This is a genomic window from Bacteroides sp. AN502(2024) (assembly GCF_041227145.1).
In the GTDB taxonomy this organism is placed as follows: Bacteria; Bacteroidota; Bacteroidia; order Bacteroidales; family Bacteroidaceae; genus Bacteroides.
Map to the genome: position 1 here is coordinate 3241230 of NZ_JBGFSP010000003.1, position 20442 is coordinate 3261671.

Sequence of the window (20442 nt, forward strand, 5' to 3'; positions counted from 1 at the left end):
TCTCTTTTCAGAGAATAGCTTTGAGTTGTTCGGCCATTTGCATCTGTATTTCTTGTGCGGCGGTGCGGGCAGCTTCTGCAAATTTCTCTGTTTTATCTACGTAGATGATACCGCGGGAAGAATTAACAATCAATCCGCATGTACTGTTCATTCCGTATTTACAAACTTCTTCGAGTGAACCGCCTTGTGCTCCTACACCTGGTACAAGAAGGAAATGGTTCGGTACAATCTGGCGGATCTCCTCAAAAGCGCGTCCTTGAGTGGCACCTACCACATACATCATGCAGTTGTCGCCAGCCCATTCTTGTGATTTACGTAATACCTTCTCGAACAGACGTTCGCCGTTTACATCTTCTGTCAATTGGAAATCATGAGAACCTTTGTTGGAAGTCAATGCCAGTAGGATCACCCATTTACCTTCATAGGCAAGAAACGGGGTAACGCTGTCTTCGCCCATGTAAGGGGCTACTGTGACAGAGTCGATATCAAGCTCTTCAAAGAATGTACGGGCATACATTGCAGAAGTATTTCCGATGTCACCACGCTTTGCGTCAGCAATGATGAATTGATCCGGATAGTTCTCCTTGATGTACTTCACAGTCTTTTCAAATGCGATCCACCCTTTTACGCCCATGCTTTCATAAAAAGCCAGATTGGGTTTATAGGCGATGCACAAATCTGCCGTTGCATCGATGATGGCTTTGTTGAATGCAAAGATCGGATCTTCTTCTTTCAACAGATGGTCCGGGATTTTCTTGATGTCAGTATCAAGTCCTACACAGAGGAATGATTTTTTGCGCTTTATGTTTTCAAATAATTGTTGCTTATCCATCTTATTCTTTACTATTATACAATTTATGATTGACTATTTCTAAGAAATCATTCTCGACATCAGTTCTACACTTTCCTAAAGTTCGCTTTCTTTCAAGCGTTCCGCATTTTCGGCTACGATCAGGTGATCGATACAGTCTTGAATATCCCCGTCCATGAATGCGGCAAGATTATAAATCGTGTAATTGATGCGATGGTCGGTGATTCGTCCCTGCGGATAGTTGTAAGTACGGATTTTGGCAGAGCGGTCTCCGGTCGATACCATTGTCTTACGTTTGGAGGCAATATCATCGATGTATTTTTGATGTTCTTTGTCATAGATGAATGTACGGAGACGGGCCAGAGCACGTTCTTTATTTTTCGGTTGGTCACGTGTTTCGGTACATTCAATGAGTATCTCTTCGGCAATGCCTGTATTAGGGTTTTTCCAGATATAACGCAGACGTACTCCGGATTCTACCTTATTTACATTCTGTCCGCCGGCACCACCACTTCGGAATGTATCCCATTTGATTTCCCCTTCATTGATGACTACATCGAACTCTTCTGCTTCGGGAAGTACCGCCACTGATGCGGCAGAAGTATGAACACGTCCTTGTGTTTCGGTAGCAGGAACACGCTGTACGCGGTGTACTCCCGATTCATATTTTAAAATTCCGTATACATGATCGCCCGTGATGCTACAAACAACTTCTTTGAATCCACCGGCTGTTCCCTCGTTCGCGTTGGAGACCTCCATCTTCCAGCCTTTAGTTTCACAGAATTTGGCATACATACGAAAGAGGTCACCGGCAAAGATAGCTGCTTCGTCTCCTCCTGCACCGCCACGGATTTCGAGAATTGCGTTCTTACTGTCTTGCGGATCGGCAGGAACAAGCATCAGTTTGATTTCTTCTTCCAACACCGAGAGTCGCTCTTGGCTATTGTCCATTTCTTCTTTCGCCATTTCTCGCATTTCAGCATCCGATTCATTGGCAAGGATCTTTTTAGCTTCTTCAATATTACCCAGTATTTGGATATATTCTTTCCTTGCTTTCATCAAGTCGTCTAATTCCTTATATTCCTTAGTCAACTTGACATAACGTTTCTGATCGGCAATCACTGCAGGATCTGTGATAAGGGTGGATATTTCCTCAAAACGGGCTACGAGTCCGTTTAATTTTTCGAGTATGGTACTATTATCTGCCATTCTTTAATATCTAAATTCTCCGAATTCGCTCTTAATGATTAATTCTGTTTGTTCGCATGCTTCAACACGTCCTACAATCTGTGCCGGGATACCGAATGACTCGGAGATAGCAATAACCTCTTCCGCATGTTCCGGTGACAGGTAAACTTCGAGGCGATGTCCCATATTAAATACCTTATACATCTCTGCCCAGTCCGTGCCGCTTTGTTCTTGGATCGTTTTGAATAGAGGAGGAACAGGGAAAAGATGATCTTTTACTACGCGTACATTTTCTACAAAATGCAGTACTTTAGTTTGTGCACCACCGGAGCAATGTACCATTCCGTGGATTTCCGGGCGCAATGCATCCAGTAATTTCTTGACTACCGGTGCGTATGTACGGGTAGGAGAGAGTACCAACTTACCTGCATTAATCGGAGAATTTTCTACGTTGTCTGTCAGTCTTAACTTGCCGGAGTAAACCAATTCTTCAGGAACAGCAGCATCGTAGCTTTCCGGATATTTTTCTGCAAGATATTTTCCGAATACGTCATGACGCGCACTTGTCAAGCCATTGCTACCCATACCGCCGTTGTATTCTTTCTCGTATGTGGCTTGTCCGTAAGAAGCCAGGCCAACGATTACGTCACCCGGACGGATATGGGCATTGTCGATAACGTCTGAACGTTTCATGCGGCAAGTGACGGTAGAGTCTACGATGATCGTACGTACCAAATCGCCGACATCAGCCGTTTCACCACCGGTTGCGTATACACCTACCCCCATCTCGCGGAGTTCGGCCAGCAATTCATCTGTTCCATTGATAATGGCGGAGATCACTTCTCCCGGAATCAACAGTTTGTTACGTCCAATGGTGGAAGAAACAAGGATATTATCTACGGCACCTACACAAAGCAGGTCATCGATATTCATAATCAATGCATCCTGTGCAATACCTTTCCAAACAGACAAGTCACCCGTTTCTTTCCAGTACATATAAGCAAGAGATGATTTGGTTCCGGCACCATCGGCATGCATGATGTTGCAATATTCCGGGTCACCTCCTAATATGTCGGGAATAATTTTACAGAATGCTTTCGGGAAGATTCCTTTGTCGATGTTCTTGATGGCGTTGTGCACATCTTCTTTGGATGCGCTTACTCCACGCATCATGTATCGTTGATTACTCATGAGTTATAGAATTATATGGTATACGCCTGCAAAAGTACAGTTTTTTTTTGGTACAGCCTAAAAAAACAGTCAGGTAAATTCCTTTGTAGACTTATCATTGCGAGTTACAAAATAATTTCCTGTAATGAAACACTTTGTTTCAAGCCGCAAAACACTTTGTTTTCCCGTAATGAAAACAAGAATTTACCAGAAACTTTTCAAAAATTAGGCGGTGATAGATGATAGATTGAGGGTGTGTCATAATGCCTAGATATAAAGATTTACCCCTGCCACAGATAGCTATAGCAGGGGTAATCTCCTCAAAAGGGAATTTTGACACACCCTCCTCTGTAAATACGATGAATAAGGAGTTTCAGGAAGACGGTGATAGGATGAAAGAGAATTTCCATTTTTTTCCTATGGGGGAGTTTGTCTTTGCCTGACCGACTTTCTTATAATAATTATAATGCTTGGCAATTCCTATTGCAGTTTTCATACCATATACGAGAACCGATAAGTAGCCGGTTCATCATAATAGGGCATGTCAAAATACAACAGACATACCCGATTCTATTATTCATATATCATAGTTTTAATAGCATTCGCCCATTTGTCGTAATGTTCAGGATATAGGTGAACTCCATCCCTTGTCCATTCTTGGGGAAGTTCATTGTTATCGTCAACATACAAATCATAAAGATTTATAAATTGCCCATTAAACTTGCTTGCTAAATCTTTTGCTATAAAGTTTGCTTTTTGAACTTTTTCATTGGGAGTATAATTACCTAATGAGTGATTACTTGGTAACACACTCTCAATATAAATCTTTGTATTGGGTAATGAGTCTTTGATCGCTTGTAATAGCTTAGTATATCTGACCTCATAGTCGTCAAGACTAATATGGACAAGATCATTTGTTCCTGCCATAATGAATACCTTGTGAGGATTTGCCGCTTTGAGCATAGGTATTCTTCTCAACATCCCAATCATATTGTCTCCTGAATAGCCAAGATTGATTATCTTCTTTTCGGGAAAGAATAATTGAAAGTCACTACCACGGGTAATTGAATTTCCAAAAAAGGCAACGTCAAATTCGGTATGGAGTTTTTCTATGGTGTTAGTCCATCCCATTCTTGCCCAATAGTCTGAATGGGACCTGTCATCCAAATGAACGATATCACGTCTTTCTAATACCATGCTAAAAACATGCCCTTGTCGTTCCGCTACTATAACCACTCCTAAGAGCAGTATATTGAATAACACTGATGCGCATAATAAGGTCTCGCATGCGCTGATTTGTTTTTTGAATACTCTCATTTTTTGGCGATTTTACGAGTGTTCTAATGATGTGAAGACATAGAAAACGTGGACTGCCGTCTCCATGCCACTCGTGGGTATCGCCAAACACCCGATATATACACGCACGGATAGGCAACCCACGTATGGGGTTGCTCCGTGCCTCGTGTATATACTACTATGAGATTGGCGATTTCAACGAGTGTTGAGGCACTTTTAGTCTCTATTTGTCTGCAATTTCCCTAAAAGGGTTTTACGATGCAAGATTACTGCATTTTTCCGACATACACAAATTTTCAGTACAACTCTTATTGTAAAAGCGTTGTTTCTGTGGTTTCTGCTCTACGTATTTATCTTGTAATTTACTTCAGCAGTTCTTTATCTACCAATTTGGGGTTTCCGTTACTACCATAATATGGGGAGTACAAGGGAACAATCCTCACACATTCTTTTTAGAATTCCACTTTCGGAGCCTTCTCACTCCCTTCCTCTGCTTCAAAATATGCTTTCTTATCGAAACCGAACATTCCTGCAAAGATATTCTTTGGGAAACGGCGGATATGGGTGTTATAAGCCTGTGCAGCATCGTTGAAGTTTTTGCGTGCTACAGTGATGCGGTTTTCAGTTCCTTCCAGTTGGGCCTGTAGTTCCAGGAAGTTTTGATTAGCTTTTAAGTCCGGATAATTCTCTGTAATGGCTAATAACTTGCCCAATGCTGATGTTACAGCACCTTGTGCTTTTTGATATTGTGCCAACTTTTCCGGTGTGAGGTCGGCGGCGTCTACTTTGATTTGAGTAGCCTGGCTACGTGCGGCAACAACTCCTTCCAGTGTCTCTTTTTCATGTGTTGCATATCCTTTCACTGTGTTTACCAGATTAGGAATCAGGTCGGCACGACGTTGGTATTGAGTCTCTACATTTGCCCATTGGCCACTTACTTTTTCGTCCATAGTAACCAGACCGTTATATACACTTACTGCCCATATGACAAGGATAGCCGCAACGGCTAAGATGATAATAATTGACTTCTTCATGTTTTTTGTTTTTATTGAATTTAATAATTTATTTTTTATATCTTTTCTTTAGAAACGAGAACCGGCACCACCGCCACCACCCATTCCTCCGCCAAAGCTGCCTCCACTGAAACCGCCTCCGCCTCCGAAACTACCTCCGCCAAAACCGCCAATGAACGGACCGACTCCACCACCGCCCCGGTGATGGTAATCATTATCATAACTTTGTTGGCGACGTATGATGGTATGTCCACAGTTTCTACATGTATAGGTGACATCTTCGGTTTTCACTCCGTTAATCCGGGATACGACTCTGCTTCCGCTTCTTTGCAATTGATGTTTACCACAATTCGGACAACGGCTTTGCTTACGTGCAGAAAAGAAAGCAAGACCTCCACTGATGAAAATAAAGCAAAGGATGGCAAGAACAAAATCAAAAGAACCACTGCCGTTCGAGTCTGAGAGGGCATCATTTTCCATAGAACCGTCGAGTCGTTGACAAGTCGCTTTAAGCCCGGCCACCATTCCCGTATTCCAATCTCCATCTTTCAGGTAAGGAATCATATATCTGGTTTGAATCCTTTTGCAGATCGCATCAGGGAGCACTCCTTCCAGGCCGTAACCGGTATAAAACTGGATACAACGCTGATCTGCGACCAACAAAATGACCAATCCGTTATTTTTGCCTTTCTTCCCAACACCCCATTTATTAAGCAATTGATGACAGAAGTTGAAACAATCTTCTTCTCCGATTGAAGGAACGATGGCAACCACCGTTTCAATTCCGGTTTGTTGTTCCAAGGCGTAAAGCATGGAGTCTATACTGTCACAAGCTGACTGTGAAAGTATGCCGGCCGGGTTGCAAACATATTGCATTTTGTTTTGCAGGTGGACTTTCGGAAGATTGTCTACCGTGTATATTTTCTCTTGAGCTTGTAGTGGGAACAGAAGAAAAGTGGCTAGTATAAAAGTCAATATTGATTTCATAACGAATATTTTATGCAAATATAGAAACTTTTTCTGTTATGAATCTAAAACTCCTTGTTATAATAGGTTTAATGAATGTATCGCCCAACGAATGCACGGACCCGATCGGTGTATTCCTGTTTATTCTCTTTGTATGAAACTGCATGAGCAGCTCCCGGTACAATCCACAGTTCCTTCGGTTCCGGTTTGGCTTCGTAGAGCGAATATGCCATCCAGGTAGGTACGTACGTATCTTTATCCCCATGAATAAACAACATCGGATGTTGTGATTTGGCTACTTGTTCCAGTGAAGAAGCTTCTTTAAAATTCCATCCATATTTCTTTTCGCAGAGCCAGCTTGTGGTATACATCAGTGGAAAAGAAGGAAGGTGGAAACTAGCTTTCAGCTCGTGTGCGAATTCGTCCCATACACTGGTGTAGCCGCAATCTTCTACAAAGCATTTGACAAACGGCCTTTGCTCCTCACCGGATACCATCATGGTCGTTGCACCTCCCATTGAAATTCCATGTACCACCATTTGTGTGCTGTCTCCGAAGATTTCATTGGCGATGTTCATCCATTGTAGCACATCCCAACGGTCTTTCCAGCCCATCTGAATGGCAGGGCCTTGACTTTTTCCCTGATGTTGCAGGTCGGGGAGTAATATGTTATATCCTAAATCGCGATTATACAGATAGCCGATCATAAACATTCGGATTGCATTATCCGTATATCCATGCACGATGACTGCTGTCCTACTGGTAGGTTGGGGAGCAGCTACATAATAAGCATGCAATTGTATTCCGTGCGGATTAATGATAAAAGTGTCTTTCAGTGCATCCACTTGTTTCAGGCTGTCCACCCATGGACGCAAGAAAGGGTAGTTTTTATACATGAAAGGATAAGAGTCAGCATCTTTAGACAAAATTTGGGCATTCGGAGTCAATGAGAAGTTTAACATATAAAAACTCCCTCCGATAGTACAGCCGGTCAATGCCAGCATGATAAGAATGATGCTATATACAACTTTTCTCCTCATAAAAACTTCTCTCTAACCCTTATTTATGCCATATCTCCCAGGCGGCAAATGCCTGAAGCAGGAGCATTTCCAGACCGTTTTTTACAACAGCCCCTTGTGCTTCTCCTTTTTTCATGAACAACGTAACGTTCGGATTATATAACAAATCGTAGAGCAAATGGTTGGGAGTCAGAAGTTCATAAGGGATATTAGGGCAGAAATCTACCTTAGGAAACATTCCTACGGGAGTACTATTGACAATGACTGTGTATGCTGCCATAATTTCGGGAGTCAGTTCTTCATAAGTCAGTATACCATCGGCTTTGTGGGTGCGCGATACGAAGATACTTTCGATACCTAGATTCTTCAGACCGTGATAGACTGCTTTGGAAGCTCCACCGGTACCCAATATCAGCGCTTTCTTGTGATGAGGCTGCAATAAGGGCTGGATGGATTGGGTGAATCCGATGATATCGGAGTTGTAACCCACCAATTTGACTTTCCCTTTCGGCTGACGGACGATTTTAATCACATTGACTGCACCTATCTTTGCGGTGTCACGATCGAGCTCATCCAGAAAAGGAATTACTTGTTCTTTGTAAGGGATGGTGACATTGAGTCCGCATAGGTTGGGATTCTCTTCGATAACTTCCATGAAGTTATTGATACTGGGAATCTCGAAATTCACGTATTCTGCATTGATGCTTTCGGATTTGAATTTCTCATTAAAGTATCCCATAGAAAATGAATGTCGCAGAGGGTAGCCGATTAAACCGTATTTTTCCATAATGCAATCAGGATTAAATTAATTATTCATAATGAGTTGATACTATTTTGTCGCGGTATAAAGAGTGCAGATGCCAAAGGTCAGCCGTTTGAAGTTAACCTTGCTAAATCCGGCTCGTGCGATGACTTTTTGCATGATTTCCCCTTGAGGAAATACTTTGATCGTGTCCGGCAGATAGCGATAGGCACTGTTGTCTTTGGAGAGAAGTTTGCCCAATAATGGAATGACGGCTTTAGAGTAGATGGCAAACAACTGTTTCATCGGGAAACGGTCCGGAGTGGTAAGTTCCAAAATCACAAGATGACCGCCCGGTTTCAATACACGGCACATTTCGGAGAGCCCTTTGTCGAGGTCTTCGAAGTTGCGGATGCCGAAAGCTACAGTAATGGCATCAAAGTCATTGTCGGCAAAAGAGAGTGAAGTACAGTCCTCCCGGACAAAAGAAATCTTGTCCGAGAGTCCTTCCTTTTTTACTTTTTCACGTCCTATATTCATCATACCTTCCGAGATGTCCGTGCCGATCAGCTCGGCAGGCTGCAGTTTGCGGCAGGCGAGGATGGCAAAATCCCCCGTGCCGGTGGCTACATCCATCATCCGCTGTGGCTGAAAAGGGGCTAACCAGGCAATCGCTTTTTTGCGCCAGCTGCGGTCGATACCTAAAGATAAGGTATGGTTCAGCTTGTCGTAGGTATGCGCAATGTTGTCGAACATACGTTCCACTTGCTCGGTCTTTTTCCCTTCTTTGTCGTAAGGCTTGATATGTTGTTGCGGGTAATCCATTGATTGATTATCAACGATTCAAGAACGTTTCAACATTTTTGAATATACGTTCAGCGATGTTGCTAGTATCTTCTTTCACAAATTTCTCACCGGTGATGTTTTCGAACAATTCGATGTAACGGTCACTGATGCTTTGTACGATAGCCGGCGTCATTTCAGGTACTTTCTGACCGTCTTTGCCCTGGAAACCGTTTGCCATCAACCATTCGCGAACAAATTCTTTAGAAAGCTGTTTCTGCGGTTCGCCTTTTTCGAAACGTTCCTGATAACCTTCAGCGTAGAAATAACGGCTGGAATCCGGAGTATGGATTTCGTCCATCAGGTAGATGGTACCGTTGTGCTTACCGAATTCGTATTTGGTATCTACGAGAATCAGTCCGCGTTCTGCCGCAATTTCAGTACCGCGTTTGAAGAGAGCCAATGTGTATTTTTCGAGCACTTCATACTCTTCCGGAGTAGCCAATCCTTGTTTCAGGATCTCTTCCTTAGAGATGTCTTCATCGTGCAATCCCATTTCAGCTTTTGTAGTCGGCGTTATGATAGGTTCCGGGAATTTTTGGTTTTCGCGCATTCCTTCCGGCAACTTCACACCGCAAATCTCGCGCACACCGCTTTTGTAAGCACGCCATGCGCTGCCACACAAGTAACCACGTACAATCATTTCTACCGGAAAACCTTCACACAATACTCCTACCGTTACCATTGGGTCCGGAGTAGCCAATTTCCAGTTCGGACAGATGTCGGTAGTGGCATCAAGGAATTTAGCTGCGATCTGGTTCAGCATTTGTCCTTTGTAAGGAATACCTTCAGGAAGTACTACGTCAAAGGCCGAAATACGGTCGGTTGCTACCATGACGAGTTTGTCACCGTTGATGTTGTATACATCACGCACTTTTCCGTGGTACACACTTTTCTGTCCCGGAAAGTTGAAATCTGTTTTTGTTAATGCTTTCATTGTCTTTATTATAATTACAAGTTACAAATAACAAGTTGCAATAGGATTCCCGATCTAGGACTCAGTTCTTGACTAGTCTCACCAGGCGTTCACCGTTGATAGCCACTTGTTCGTTTTTCTGTTTCTCTCGTTCGGCTTTCGTCTCTTTGTCGAATTTTTCGTAAGCATCCACGATACGTTCCACCAGTTTATGGCGTACGATATCTTTTTTATTCAGCTCAACAAAACTGATACCTTTCACTCCCTTCAAGATGTGGAGAGCTTGCACCAGTCCCGATGTTTGTGAAGCGGGGAGGTCGATCTGTGTCATGTCTCCCGTCACAATCATCTTGGTGTTCATACCCATACGGGTGAGGAACATTTTGATCTGCTGTGTGGTGGTATTCTGGGCTTCGTCCAAAATTACGACCGCATCATTCAGCGTGCGTCCTCTCATAAAAGCTAACGGGGCAATCTGGATAATGTTCAATTCCATGTATTCCTTTAACTTGGCAGCAGGTATCATATCCTGCAGGGCATCATATAAAGGTTGCAGGTAGGGGTCGATCTTATCTTTCATGTCACCGGGCAGGAAACCGAGCTTTTCTCCGGCTTCTACGGCGGGGCGGCTAAGGATGATTTTCTTGATTTCTTTATTCTTCAACGCACGTACGGCGAGGGCGATAGCGGTGTATGTTTTTCCCGAGCCTGCCGGACCGATGGCGAATACCATATCATTCTTGGCGAATCCTTCTACCAGTTTCAGCTGGTTTTCGCTTCGGGGGATGATAGGTTTCCCCGTGACGCTGAACACAATCACGTTTCCTGTCTGTTCCGCTTGCGGAGCATTTCCTTTTATAATGTCAATAATGACTTCTTCTTTCAGTGAATTGTATTCAGCGCAGTACTTTTCTAGTTTGGTGATGTTTTCTTCGAAGGCACACATTTCCTCCTCATCACCCAGCACTTTGATGACATTGCCTCGGGCAACTATACGTAGCTTTGGATATAAAGCTTTAATTAACTGTATGTTGGCGTTGTTTACACCGTAAAAAATAACAGGATCAATGTCCTCAAGAACAATCAGTTTTTCTATCATTAAGTCGTATTAAAGAAAAATTTCTGCAAATTTAATGAAACGTTTTGGATTCTCTGATTGTTTGGAGGTGAATTTTACTGCAATTATTCTACTATCCACTTTGGGACAATATTGTCCTAAATAAATTTTGAGCATGAGCTAACTGACTATACTGTTAAGTATAGCCTCGAGAGTTCAAAATCAATCCCCCCTAATCGTTTTCGATGGTTTCGGGAGGTGGTGTAAATGGTTGATCAAGCCATTTTTGGAGGTCGATTTTGGTAAATGTGTTCAGCCGGAGGGTGACCACAAGGTTAGCCAATGCCCATTTGTATCTTGCGATGTGCTTTAGCCATGTCAGAATCAGCATTGTAGTCATAGCAGTCCATATTTGGGTCTCTACGGCATTGCGGGATGTGCCGATAAAGCTCTTGATGCGTAGCAGTTGCTTGAGGTTGCGAAAGAAGATTTCTATATTCCACCGAGCCTTGTACAGAGCCGCTATGCTTGATGCTGCCAATGTGAAGTTGTTTGTGAGTAACTCAATCTCAAAACCGTGTTCATCGTTCCATACTGCGATGCGACGTAAACGTTTGGGATATTTGGATTTGGCCGCCGAGAGTTCGAACTCGATTATTTCGTCAATAAGTACATTCTGAGCGTGTTTTTCAGGCAAAGGCAACTCCTCTATGGCTTTGTACCGGATATTGTCTTTATGACGCACTACAAAGAACACGTTGCTGCTGTCCCAATTATTCAACAATGAGTAGTCACAGTAGCCTCGGTCGGCTACTACAATACTATACGGATGTAACTCAATATCAAAAGCAGCTTTGTTGTCGGTGGTTTTGCCATCGGTGATATTCACGAACTCCGGCAAAAGACTGTCATAGTCCAATAGCGTGTGCATCTTGACCGCCCCCTTGGTGGTAGTGTAATGTGCCCAGTCATATATTGACAGAGTCAATGACACCAATGTGGAGTCGAGCAGTTTTATCGGCATCTTGAAACGGAACTTTCTTCGTTGCCATAGGGCTTGCTGTCCGAAATACTGAAACAACGAGTAGAATATGCCTCGAAAAACCGAACTGTCTCGGTTGGCGTTCTGATATGCTACCGTTGACTTGGATGGTGCACGGTTGATTCCCAAATGATTGAGGTTGCCGGTGGCTGATTTCAGCCCGTTTGAGATATCTCTGACTGAATCACATCCTGAGAATTGGCTGAAAATCATGCTAACAAACTGACTCCATGTATTGTAGCCCTTACAATGCTTGTCTGACCCCGAAGATTTTATGATTTTCCTGATATTTTCTTTCGGGAGATGTGATATTACCTGTGCGAAAAGTGTTATATTTGCCATAGGAAGTAGATGAGTTGGTAGCTCGCTACTAAGGTAGTCATTTTACCTTAGTTCTACTTCCTTTTTATTTGTTCCCCCAATTTATTTAGGACAATATTGACTTTGGGACATTTAAATCGAGATGTCATATCGGATGTTTGATCCAGCCTTATTCTGAAAAAAGGTATTTATCGGGCGGTGATATGGAAACAACCTTGCTTCAGTTCGTATTTGATATAGCATTTTTTAGCTTGTCGCAGGTCTCTTAAAACTTCGGACAGGACAAGTTTCAGTGTGTCGGCACTTACGTCTTGTAACTGTCTTCCATCTTTGTCTTCCACTTTTTTGAAACGTTTCCAACTGACATCAAAGGTTGCTCCAAAGCAATGTGCCGAGTTGGAGGAAGCATTTCCGTTGCGACGTCGAAGACGTTTCACATCGTTTTCGGTACGTAATACCGATGTGATGATTACTTGATTGGGGTTTAAACCTTTGGCTGCCAATGAATCGAGAAAGTTGGAACCGATTGTGTCGAGCAGTGCACTGGCACGCGGTACGAGATAGGGGATAGAATGTGTCAATGAGTCCACTACATAAAACTCATTATCAGTAATATGCGTTAGCTTTTCTTTCATGGCCTCTGCCGCTTCCCGGTTTGCCAACGGACGGATGCCTATCTTTTGGGCAGCTTCCAGATGTACGTCGTTCAAATCAGGGAAAGAACGTTTGTAGCTGACGACGCCACGAATATTGTGTGGCTCATTTAGTTTCAGTGACATATCTTTCTTTTTGCACCCTGAAGTGAGTGTTGTAAAACTGATAACTAGTAAAAATAGTAGCAATGTGCGAAGCTTGTAAATAGTCATTTTGTATTTTTTTGCCTGCAAATATACACTATTTTTTCCATACATTCCATGCTTTGCTTTATTGTTAATTAAATCCCTGCTCCCGCCTCTAATCATGATTATTTTGTTCTCCCAATCTACAGGTTTATACAAATTATACAAAGATAAATGAGATAAAATGATTACTTTTGCGCGTGAAAACCCTAAAAAGGAGGAATTGGTGTGCAAAGGTATTTTATTTATTTGGCTTATGATGGAACCAACTATCACGGTTGGCAGATTCAACCGAATGGGGTTAGTGTGCAGGAATGTCTGATGAAAGCATTGTCTACCTTTCTGCGTCGCGAAATCGACATAATAGGAGCAGGCCGGACAGATGCGGGAGTACATGCCTCTTTGATGGTTGCTCATTTTGATTCCGACGAACCATTGGATACTACTTCCGTTACCGATAAATTAAATCGTCTGCTGCCTCCGGATATTTCCGTTTATCGGGTTTGCCGCGTCAGACCAGATGCTCATGCCCGTTTTGATGCGACTGCGAGAACTTACAAATATTATGTGACGACATCGAAATATCCTTTTAACAGACAGTATCGCTGGCGGCTTTATAATCAGTTGAATTATGAACGTATGAACGAAGCTGCGCGTATCCTTTTCGAGTATAATGACTTTACAAGCTTCAGTAAACTTCATACAGATGTAAAGACCAATATCTGCCATATCACTCATGCCGAATGGACGCAGGAAGAAGATGCTACGTGGGTATTTACTATTCGTGCCGACCGTTTTTTGCGAAATATGGTGCGAGCTATCGTAGGTACACTCGTTGAAGTGGGACGTGGAAAACTGACAGTTGAAGACTTCCGGCGGATTATCGAGCAACGGGACCGTTGCAAAGCCGGGACATCTGCTCCGGAGCAAGCCTTGTTCCTGGTCAATGTGGAATATCCCGAAAGTATATTTGAATGTGATGATCGGCAATCATCCATAATCGGCGGACCATCTGCCGCTGATAATTTGTAATTGGTAATTAGTAATTAGTAATTAGTAAATATTCTCATGTGGTTATTATTAGCATTTCTCTCGGCTACTTTGCTGGGCTTTTATGATGTATTCAAGAAGAAATCGTTGAAAGATAATGCAGTACTTCCTGTCTTGTTTCTAAATACATTTTTTTCCAGCCTTATCTTTCTGCCGTTTATCCTGATATCCGTTTATCAACCGGGTCTGTTGGGAGGAACGATATTCCATGTTCCCGTTGCCGGTTGGGAACAGCATAAGTATATTATCATCAAGTCGTCCATCGTATTGTCTTCGTGGATATTCGGATATTTTGGAATGAAACATTTACCTATAACCATAGTGGGACCTATCAATGCCACCCGTCCGGTGATGGTACTCGTGGGAGCTATGGTGGTATTCGGTGAACGATTGAATCTCTATCAATGGATTGGTGTGATGCTGGCCATTGCCTCTTTTTTCATGTTGAGCCGTTCGGGAAAAAAAGAAGGAATTGATTTTAAACACAACAAATGGATCTTTTTTATTGTATTGGCTGCCATTACAGGTGCTGTCAGCGGATTGTATGATAAGTATCTGATGAAATTCCTGAATCCGATGTTGGTGCAATCTTGGTATAATGTTTATCAGGTGTTTATCATGTGTCCTATCCTGCTGTTGCTTTGGTGGCCTAAGAGAAAGTCCACTACTCCGTTCCGCTGGGATTGGACGATTATTTTGATTTCCATTTTCCTTTCGGCTGCCGATTTCGTTTACTTTTACGCATTAAGTTATGACGATTCGATGATTTCTATCGTTTCGATGGTTCGACGGGGAAGCGTAGTTGTTTCTTTCACTTTCGGTGCGCTTTTCTTCCGTGAAAAGAATTTAAAAAGCAAAGCGATTGACCTTATACTGGTGTTAATCGGAATGATATTCTTATATTTGGGGTCTAAAAGTTAAAACAGTTACCCAAGACTGTTTGTCATCGTTTAAATAAGATAGATATGAAAATAAATAAACTTGTTATCATTACATTCTTCTCTGCTGTCGGACTTTTTGTTTCGACTGCTCTTCAGGCACAAGAGGCCAAAACGTTGTTTGTGAATATGCCGGATTCTCTAAGCCCATTACTTACGAAAGTGAACCGTGAAGATTGCATTGATTTTCTGGCAAGTAAGATGAGAGCGCAAGTAGAAAACCGTTTCGGCAAGAAGTCGGAAATGACTGATCTTGGGAAAGATTATATCCGTATGCAGATGTCGGCCCAATCGACCTGGCAGATGAAAGTGTTGGCGTTGAACGATTCAACGAACGTGATCTGCACCGTCTCTACCGCTTGTGCTCCTGCCTGTGATAGCAGCATCCGTTTCTATACAGACGACTGGAAACCACTCCCCGAGTCGCGGTTTATTACTTTACCTGTAATGGCTGATTTTCTGAATACGCCCGATTCGACAGCCATTTATGCATTTGACGAAGCATGTCGTTCGGCAGATATACTCTTGATGAAAGCCGATTTTAACAGAGAAAATACCGAACTGACTATTACACTTGCCACTCCCGACTATATGTCAAAAGAAGCGGCAGAAAAACTGAAACAGTTTCTCCGCCGCCCTATTGTTTATCAGTGGAAGAATGGAGTTTTTGTTAGATAAACTCTCCATTCCTTCATTCATTATCGATTTCTCATTTATTCAAGCACTCGTTGATGAATGCTGTCATTTCCGGTGTATGCGCTTCCACGCTTTGGAGTAGTTTGAACTGTGCTTTGGTACGAACCAGATTATGTTCCGGATATTTAATCTTGTAGTAAGTATCTCCATTGATGTAATCAGCCAAGAAGCGTACACATTGCATATAGGGGAATAAAGCGGCAGCATAAGGAAGATTTTCTATCTCAATCGGTGTCAAGAATGACTTGGCACCTTTCAGATAGCCTTTCGTAAATGCTTTGAATATTTCCATATTGAAGTTTACGCGGTCAAGGTCTTTATCGTCTTCATCTCCGGTGTTGGCTCCTGTACGAAGAAAATCACCGTAATCAGAGAATATAAAGCTAGGCATAACCGTGTCTAAATCGATGACACAGAGCACTTTGCCATCTTCATCGAACATCATGTTATTCACCTTTGTGTCGCAGTGGCATACCCGTTTGGGGAGTTTGCCTTCCCGGTATAAGCGTTCTGCTTTGCACATTTCGTCCGCACGCTTTTCTATCTCGTCCAGAAAATATTGCACTTCCGCCACTCGTCCGACAGCATCGGCAGCTACGGCATCGCGTAGTTGCTTCAAGCGAAATTCCATATTGTGGAAGTCGGGGATAGTCTCACCCAAAGTCTCGGGAATATCTGCCAACATGGCTTGGAAATTACCGAAAGCTTCTCCGGCATAGTTTGAATATTCAGGATTCACCGTTTCATAAGTCTTGGCACGTGGGATGAATACCATCATACGCCAGTAATTCTCACCGTCAAACCAATAAGTTTTGCCTTCTTCTGTCTTGAGGAAGGACAGCACTTTGCGGTCGATATCCGATTCTCCTGCTTCTGTCAATTTTTTACGGATATGTCCTGTGACAGCGGCAATGTTGGATTGAAGCATTTCTACGTTCTGAAAAATAGCATGGTTGATGCGTTGCAGAACATAATCGGGAGTATCTGCTTCTTTGGTACTTACTTTATATGTGTCATTGATAAGTCCTGCTCCTAACGGCTTGATTGCTTCTACCGTACCTTGGACTTTGAATTTGGCTACGATGTTGGATAAATCTTTCATGGTTTTTTTCTTTAAAAAATTATACTAAAGGTTATTGATAATCGTATTGGGCTGCTTCATTAGCTTGGTTGGCCGAACGAACAGGGACCAGCGTGAATCCCCAGTTGTATTCGCGGTTGGCCGGAATCTGGTGGAACGGTTCGGGACGAGCTCCCCAACTGTCGTAACCGCCGACTCCCTGTTGTTTCATATCAACGCAGACTTCCACAAAATCTCTGGGAGTGATGTCGTTGACGTGATGCATTCTTCGCAATACGTTGCGGGCGGCTTTCTCATTGTGATTGGCAACTTCTTCCGGAGTGAAGTTGTTCCATTGGTAGGGGTGGGGCAGGGCTTCTTCCGAATCGAAATCCTCAATGGAATTGCGTAAAGCATTGAATCCGATAAGACTGTCTGCCACAATAGCCAGTCCGTTACCTTTGTCCGGAGATAAAGCAATCCAGCGAGTATCCGTGTGATGACCGTTTTCCTGCGGACGAACGTAGTTGAAATACATCTTATCAGCCGTTGTTTTATATACCCCAACGAGAGTGCCATGATTGCGGTCGATATAATTCTCTTCCGGACCACGGCCCAAATATTGTACATTATTCATCCGGGCAGGCAGGCGGAAACGCACACCGATACGAGGAACTTCCAAATTGGAAGCTGCCTTGCGGGCAGCATCACTTCCGGGCGTGAAGGTAGCCATGCGGGTAGCTTCTGAAACTTCTGTTTCGGCAACTTGCATATGGGTAGAGGTAAATTTAGCATGTACGTTTACCACTCCGCTCGGATAAATCTTATAGGTAACGACATACAGATTTCCTGCGGCTAATAAATAAGTTACTTTCAATGAAACGACTTTATTTTCCGTAGTCATGTGGGCATCTGTCACCTGGAAATCCTTGCTCGACTGTTTCCATACTTGCAAACGTTTAGGAGCACCGTTTCCATAATCATTGTCATTAGGAGCACGCCAGTAATTGGGTTGGATGCCGAATCCGTCTTTGAAGTATTCTGTCCCGTCTACTTGATAAGAGGTAACCAATCCGCTCTTTTTGTTAAAGACGAAATTCACCTTTGAGGAGGATGCTATTAACTCGTCTCCTTGTGCGGATGTACTCAAGGCAGGTCCGCTAACCTTATATGTTCTCTTTTCTGCCAGGATGGGGAGCCGGAATTGATCGTATGCTATTTCATATCCGACAGGAATCAATGGCTCCGGTTCTGTAGTTGTCACACTGAAGTTGACAAAATATTCAGTTCCCGGTTGAGCTTTCAAACCGTTTACCGGTACTGTGAACTCCTTGAATGCTTGCGGAGCAATATCCAGAGATACTTTTCCACCCCTTATAGTCTTGCCATTGGTAACGATGCTATAATGGATCTGATACTTTTTCAGATTCGTGAAGTAGAAGCGATTGGTAATTTTGAATTTACCGGATGCAGCGTCTGTCGCTTCAAAGCCTACATTCTGATGCACATACTTCACCTCGGCCATTGCTGGATGCGGACCGCGGTCGGGATTCACAAGACCGTTGCAGAGGAAGTTGCCGTCACTGGGCATATTTACACCGAAGTCACCACCGTAAGCCCAATACTCTCTTCCGTTCTTATCTTTCTGTAGGATACCTTGGTCCACCCAGTCCCAAATATATCCGCCTTGAAGATTCGGGTACTTATAGATAGCCTGCCATTGTCCCCACAGATTACCGGTGGAATTACCCATAGCGTGTGCATATTCGGAAGGAACCACCGGACGATCGCTGCCATTCTTTCCTGTTTTTTCCAGCCAATTGGTACCCGGATATTGAGGAACATACATGTCAGTGTTCCATTCCCATTGAGCACGCTCGTAGTTTACAGGACGAGCCATGATATTCTTGTCAGCTTCTTTCAGCCACAAATAGGTTTGGTAGAAATTATATCCGTTTCCTGCTTCGTTTCCTAAAGACCAAAAAGTTACACAGGGATAATTCTTGTTGCGTTCGAACATATTCATGGTGCGATCCAGATGAGGTTTCAACCATTCCGGATTGTTCCCCAGTGTGCCGCCTTTGCGGAGATCGTAGTACATTCCGTGGCTTTCGATGTTCGCCTCATCGTACACATAAATTCCATATTCGTCGCAAAGTTCATAGAAACGGCGGTCTTGCGGATAGTGGCAGAGACGGACACTGTTTAAGTTGTGTTGTTTCATTAGCTCAAAGTCACGACGCATCAGTTCTTCAGTAACGTAATGTCCTGTCGCCGGATTGTGCTCGTGGATATTTACTCCTTTCAGTTTCAACGGTTGTCCATTGATAAATAAGCAGACATACGGTTTGCCGTTAGCGGCTTTCTGTTCAATCGGCTTTATCTCAATACGGCGGAAGCCGACATGGAAAGGTATAATCTCATTTACTTTACCATTCTCCTTTACCGTCATTAATAACTTATACAGGTTCGGATGTTCCGATGTCCATGTATCTACATCGGTCAGTCTTTTGTCGAAAGAGAGTGTACGTACTTCATTCGTAGGAACATAAGCTGTTTTCTCTTCGGTGGCGATCACTTTTCCTTGTGCATCCAGCAATTCATAAACTAACGTCAGATTGGCTGCTTCTTTTTTACGGTTTCTTAAGTCTACGTTTAAGCCGAAAATACCATTCTTGTAACTGTCATCTAAAGTTGATGTTACCCGGAAATCTTTAAGGGCAGCTTGGGGTTGCGAGTAGAGAAACACGTCACGCTCAATACCGCTGATACGCCAGAAGTCCTGACATTCGAGATAAGAACCGGTGCTCCAACGGAAGATTTTCAACGTAAGTACGTTCTTGCCCGGCTTCACATACGGATTGATAAGGAACTCGGCAGGATTTTTGGAATCTTCGCTATATCCCACTTCTTTGCCGTTGATATATACATATACGCCGGATTTGGCTCCTGCCAGATGCAGATAAATATCCCGTCCGTCCCAGTCAGCCGGGAGGTCGATCTCTCGGCGGTATACTCCGACAGGGGTGGCTTCCGGTAAGATCGGTGGCTGTGGGTGACGTGCCTTGAATTCGTAGCCGTGATTGGTATAGATGGCTACTCCATGTCCTTGCACTTCCCAATTGCCGGGTACTTGGATATCATACCATGAATCTGTACTGGTGTTGGGGTCCGTAATGTGATCGGGAAGGTCCTTGTAAGAATTTACAAAAAAGAACTTCCATGTTCCGTTTAATAACCGATAGTATCTGCTCCGTTCAAATTTGCCGCTCATGGCATCGTTACGATTGTCATACGTCATAAACGAAGAACGGGGATACTCTTTGTTTACTGCTACTACCTGTATGTCCTGCCAATAAGGCTTTGGGGTATTATCGGCCATGACATGGGTTGCTACCAGGGAAAATATTCCCATAAAAATGTTAGTTAGTAAGAGGGGGTGTGGTCGAAATTTCATGCTTTTCAATATTGGTTT

The 20442-nt window shown here is 43.2% G+C and carries 19 protein-coding genes; 3 read left to right on the plus strand and 16 right to left on the minus strand.

Annotated elements, in window-relative coordinates; all coding sequences use genetic code 11:
* Nucleotides 1-7: 7 nt before the first annotated feature.
* The 14 genes from pyrF to AB9N12_RS12675 all read right to left on the minus strand — a co-directional run bounded on the left by pyrF (nucleotide 8) and on the right by AB9N12_RS12675 (nucleotide 13250).
* Nucleotides 8-832: an orotidine-5'-phosphate decarboxylase gene (gene pyrF, locus AB9N12_RS12610; protein ID WP_369892376.1), complete on the minus strand. Its 825-nt coding sequence runs from the start codon at nucleotides 830-832 to the stop codon at nucleotides 8-10.
* A 75-nt stretch (nucleotides 833-907) separates the two neighbouring features.
* Nucleotides 908-2020 (minus strand): peptide chain release factor 1, encoded by a 1113-nt coding sequence (prfA, locus tag AB9N12_RS12615; RefSeq protein WP_369892377.1) that lies wholly within the window; start codon nucleotides 2018-2020, stop codon nucleotides 908-910.
* Nucleotides 2021-2023: 3 nt separating this feature from the next.
* A complete protein-coding gene (locus AB9N12_RS12620) occupies nucleotides 2024-3190 on the minus strand; it encodes an AIR synthase-related protein (protein ID WP_369892378.1) in 1167 nt (388 codons plus the stop codon).
* A gap of 352 nt (nucleotides 3191-3542) precedes the next feature.
* The gene (locus AB9N12_RS12625; RefSeq protein ID WP_369892379.1) at nucleotides 3543-3665 is read right to left on the minus strand and encodes a hypothetical protein; all 123 of its coding nucleotides are present in this window, start codon (nucleotides 3663-3665) and stop codon (nucleotides 3543-3545) included.
* Between the two features lie 77 nt (nucleotides 3666-3742).
* Nucleotides 3743-4486 (minus strand): GDSL-type esterase/lipase family protein, encoded by a 744-nt coding sequence (locus tag AB9N12_RS12630; protein ID WP_369892380.1) that lies wholly within the window; start codon nucleotides 4484-4486, stop codon nucleotides 3743-3745.
* A 431-nt stretch (nucleotides 4487-4917) separates the two neighbouring features.
* Nucleotides 4918-5499 carry a LemA family protein gene (locus AB9N12_RS12635; protein ID WP_369892381.1) on the minus strand — a complete coding sequence of 194 codons (582 nt, stop codon included), beginning with the start codon at nucleotides 5497-5499 and terminating at the stop codon, nucleotides 4918-4920.
* 48 nt (nucleotides 5500-5547) lie between these two features.
* Nucleotides 5548-6465 carry a YgcG family protein gene (locus AB9N12_RS12640; protein ID WP_369892382.1) on the minus strand — a complete coding sequence of 306 codons (918 nt, stop codon included), beginning with the start codon at nucleotides 6463-6465 and terminating at the stop codon, nucleotides 5548-5550.
* Between the two features lie 68 nt (nucleotides 6466-6533).
* Nucleotides 6534-7484 (minus strand): alpha/beta hydrolase, encoded by a 951-nt coding sequence (locus AB9N12_RS12645; protein ID WP_369892383.1) that lies wholly within the window; start codon nucleotides 7482-7484, stop codon nucleotides 6534-6536.
* 19 nt (nucleotides 7485-7503) lie between these two features.
* Nucleotides 7504-8250: a shikimate dehydrogenase gene (locus tag AB9N12_RS12650; RefSeq protein WP_369892384.1), complete on the minus strand. Its 747-nt coding sequence runs from the start codon at nucleotides 8248-8250 to the stop codon at nucleotides 7504-7506.
* A gap of 42 nt (nucleotides 8251-8292) precedes the next feature.
* Nucleotides 8293-9030 carry a bifunctional demethylmenaquinone methyltransferase/2-methoxy-6-polyprenyl-1,4-benzoquinol methylase UbiE gene (ubiE, locus tag AB9N12_RS12655; RefSeq protein ID WP_369892385.1) on the minus strand — a complete coding sequence of 246 codons (738 nt, stop codon included), beginning with the start codon at nucleotides 9028-9030 and terminating at the stop codon, nucleotides 8293-8295.
* Nucleotides 9031-9040: 10 nt separating this feature from the next.
* Complete coding sequence (locus AB9N12_RS12660) at nucleotides 9041-9985, minus strand: phosphoribosylaminoimidazolesuccinocarboxamide synthase (protein WP_369892386.1); 945 nt, start codon at nucleotides 9983-9985, stop codon at nucleotides 9041-9043.
* 61 nt (nucleotides 9986-10046) lie between these two features.
* A complete protein-coding gene (locus AB9N12_RS12665; protein WP_369892387.1) occupies nucleotides 10047-11063 on the minus strand; it encodes a PhoH family protein in 1017 nt (338 codons plus the stop codon).
* Nucleotides 11064-11253: 190 nt separating this feature from the next.
* Nucleotides 11254-12405, minus strand: a complete 1152-nt coding sequence (locus tag AB9N12_RS12670) for an IS4 family transposase (protein WP_369888970.1) — start codon at nucleotides 12403-12405, stop codon at nucleotides 11254-11256.
* Between the two features lie 167 nt (nucleotides 12406-12572).
* The gene (locus AB9N12_RS12675; protein WP_369892388.1) at nucleotides 12573-13250 is read right to left on the minus strand and encodes a DUF5715 family protein; all 678 of its coding nucleotides are present in this window, start codon (nucleotides 13248-13250) and stop codon (nucleotides 12573-12575) included.
* 201 nt (nucleotides 13251-13451) lie between these two features.
* Here AB9N12_RS12675 and truA point away from each other — a divergent pair, with 201 nt between their 5' ends.
* Genes truA through AB9N12_RS12690 form a run of 3 tightly spaced genes read left to right on the plus strand, consistent with a single transcriptional unit; the run spans nucleotide 13452 to nucleotide 15889 of the window.
* The gene (truA, locus tag AB9N12_RS12680; protein WP_369892389.1) at nucleotides 13452-14255 is read left to right on the plus strand and encodes a tRNA pseudouridine(38-40) synthase TruA; all 804 of its coding nucleotides are present in this window, start codon (nucleotides 13452-13454) and stop codon (nucleotides 14253-14255) included.
* A gap of 36 nt (nucleotides 14256-14291) precedes the next feature.
* The gene (locus AB9N12_RS12685) at nucleotides 14292-15194 is read left to right on the plus strand and encodes an EamA family transporter (RefSeq protein ID WP_369892390.1); all 903 of its coding nucleotides are present in this window, start codon (nucleotides 14292-14294) and stop codon (nucleotides 15192-15194) included.
* A 44-nt stretch (nucleotides 15195-15238) separates the two neighbouring features.
* The gene (locus tag AB9N12_RS12690) at nucleotides 15239-15889 is read left to right on the plus strand and encodes a DUF3256 family protein (RefSeq protein WP_369892391.1); all 651 of its coding nucleotides are present in this window, start codon (nucleotides 15239-15241) and stop codon (nucleotides 15887-15889) included.
* Between the two features lie 31 nt (nucleotides 15890-15920).
* Here AB9N12_RS12690 and AB9N12_RS12695 read toward each other — a convergent pair whose 3' ends face one another.
* The gene (locus AB9N12_RS12695) at nucleotides 15921-17009 is read right to left on the minus strand and encodes a phosphotransferase enzyme family protein (RefSeq protein WP_369892392.1); all 1089 of its coding nucleotides are present in this window, start codon (nucleotides 17007-17009) and stop codon (nucleotides 15921-15923) included.
* 31 nt (nucleotides 17010-17040) lie between these two features.
* Nucleotides 17041-20382, minus strand: coding sequence for a glycoside hydrolase family 2 TIM barrel-domain containing protein (locus tag AB9N12_RS12700; RefSeq protein WP_369892393.1), 3342 nt, complete (start codon nucleotides 20380-20382; stop codon nucleotides 17041-17043).
* Nucleotides 20383-20442: the final 60 nt, after the last annotated feature.

Excerpts from the sequence above, each read along its gene's own strand:
- AB9N12_RS12675 (WP_369892388.1), bottom strand. The coding sequence starts at position 13,250 with ATGACTATTTACAAGCTTCGCACATTGCTACTATTTTTACTAGTTATC.
- AB9N12_RS12660 (WP_369892386.1), bottom strand. The coding sequence starts at position 9,985 with ATGAAAGCATTAACAAAAACAGATTTCAACTTTCCGGGACAGAAAAGT.
- pyrF (WP_369892376.1), bottom strand. The coding sequence starts at position 832 with ATGGATAAGCAACAATTATTTGAAAACATAAAGCGCAAAAAATCATTC.
- AB9N12_RS12640 (WP_369892382.1), bottom strand. The coding sequence starts at position 6,465 with ATGAAATCAATATTGACTTTTATACTAGCCACTTTTCTTCTGTTCCCA.
- prfA (WP_369892377.1), bottom strand. The coding sequence starts at position 2,020 with ATGGCAGATAATAGTACCATACTCGAAAAATTAAACGGACTCGTAGCC.
- AB9N12_RS12700 (WP_369892393.1), bottom strand. The coding sequence starts at position 20,382 with ATGGGAATATTTTCCCTGGTAGCAACCCATGTCATGGCCGATAATACC.
- AB9N12_RS12645 (WP_369892383.1), bottom strand. The coding sequence starts at position 7,484 with ATGAGGAGAAAAGTTGTATATAGCATCATTCTTATCATGCTGGCATTG.
- ubiE (WP_369892385.1), bottom strand. The coding sequence starts at position 9,030 with ATGGATTACCCGCAACAACATATCAAGCCTTACGACAAAGAAGGGAAA.
- AB9N12_RS12620 (WP_369892378.1), bottom strand. The coding sequence starts at position 3,190 with ATGAGTAATCAACGATACATGATGCGTGGAGTAAGCGCATCCAAAGAA.
- AB9N12_RS12670 (WP_369888970.1), bottom strand. The coding sequence starts at position 12,405 with ATGGCAAATATAACACTTTTCGCACAGGTAATATCACATCTCCCGAAA.
- AB9N12_RS12685 (WP_369892390.1), top strand. The coding sequence starts at position 14,292 with ATGTGGTTATTATTAGCATTTCTCTCGGCTACTTTGCTGGGCTTTTAT.
- AB9N12_RS12635 (WP_369892381.1), bottom strand. The coding sequence starts at position 5,499 with ATGAAGAAGTCAATTATTATCATCTTAGCCGTTGCGGCTATCCTTGTC.
- AB9N12_RS12695 (WP_369892392.1), bottom strand. The coding sequence starts at position 17,009 with ATGAAAGATTTATCCAACATCGTAGCCAAATTCAAAGTCCAAGGTACG.
- AB9N12_RS12690 (WP_369892391.1), top strand. The coding sequence starts at position 15,239 with ATGAAAATAAATAAACTTGTTATCATTACATTCTTCTCTGCTGTCGGA.
- AB9N12_RS12665 (WP_369892387.1), bottom strand. The coding sequence starts at position 11,063 with ATGATAGAAAAACTGATTGTTCTTGAGGACATTGATCCTGTTATTTTT.
- AB9N12_RS12630 (WP_369892380.1), bottom strand. The coding sequence starts at position 4,486 with ATGAGAGTATTCAAAAAACAAATCAGCGCATGCGAGACCTTATTATGC.
- AB9N12_RS12625 (WP_369892379.1), bottom strand. The coding sequence starts at position 3,665 with ATGAAAACTGCAATAGGAATTGCCAAGCATTATAATTATTATAAGAAA.
- AB9N12_RS12650 (WP_369892384.1), bottom strand. The coding sequence starts at position 8,250 with ATGGAAAAATACGGTTTAATCGGCTACCCTCTGCGACATTCATTTTCT.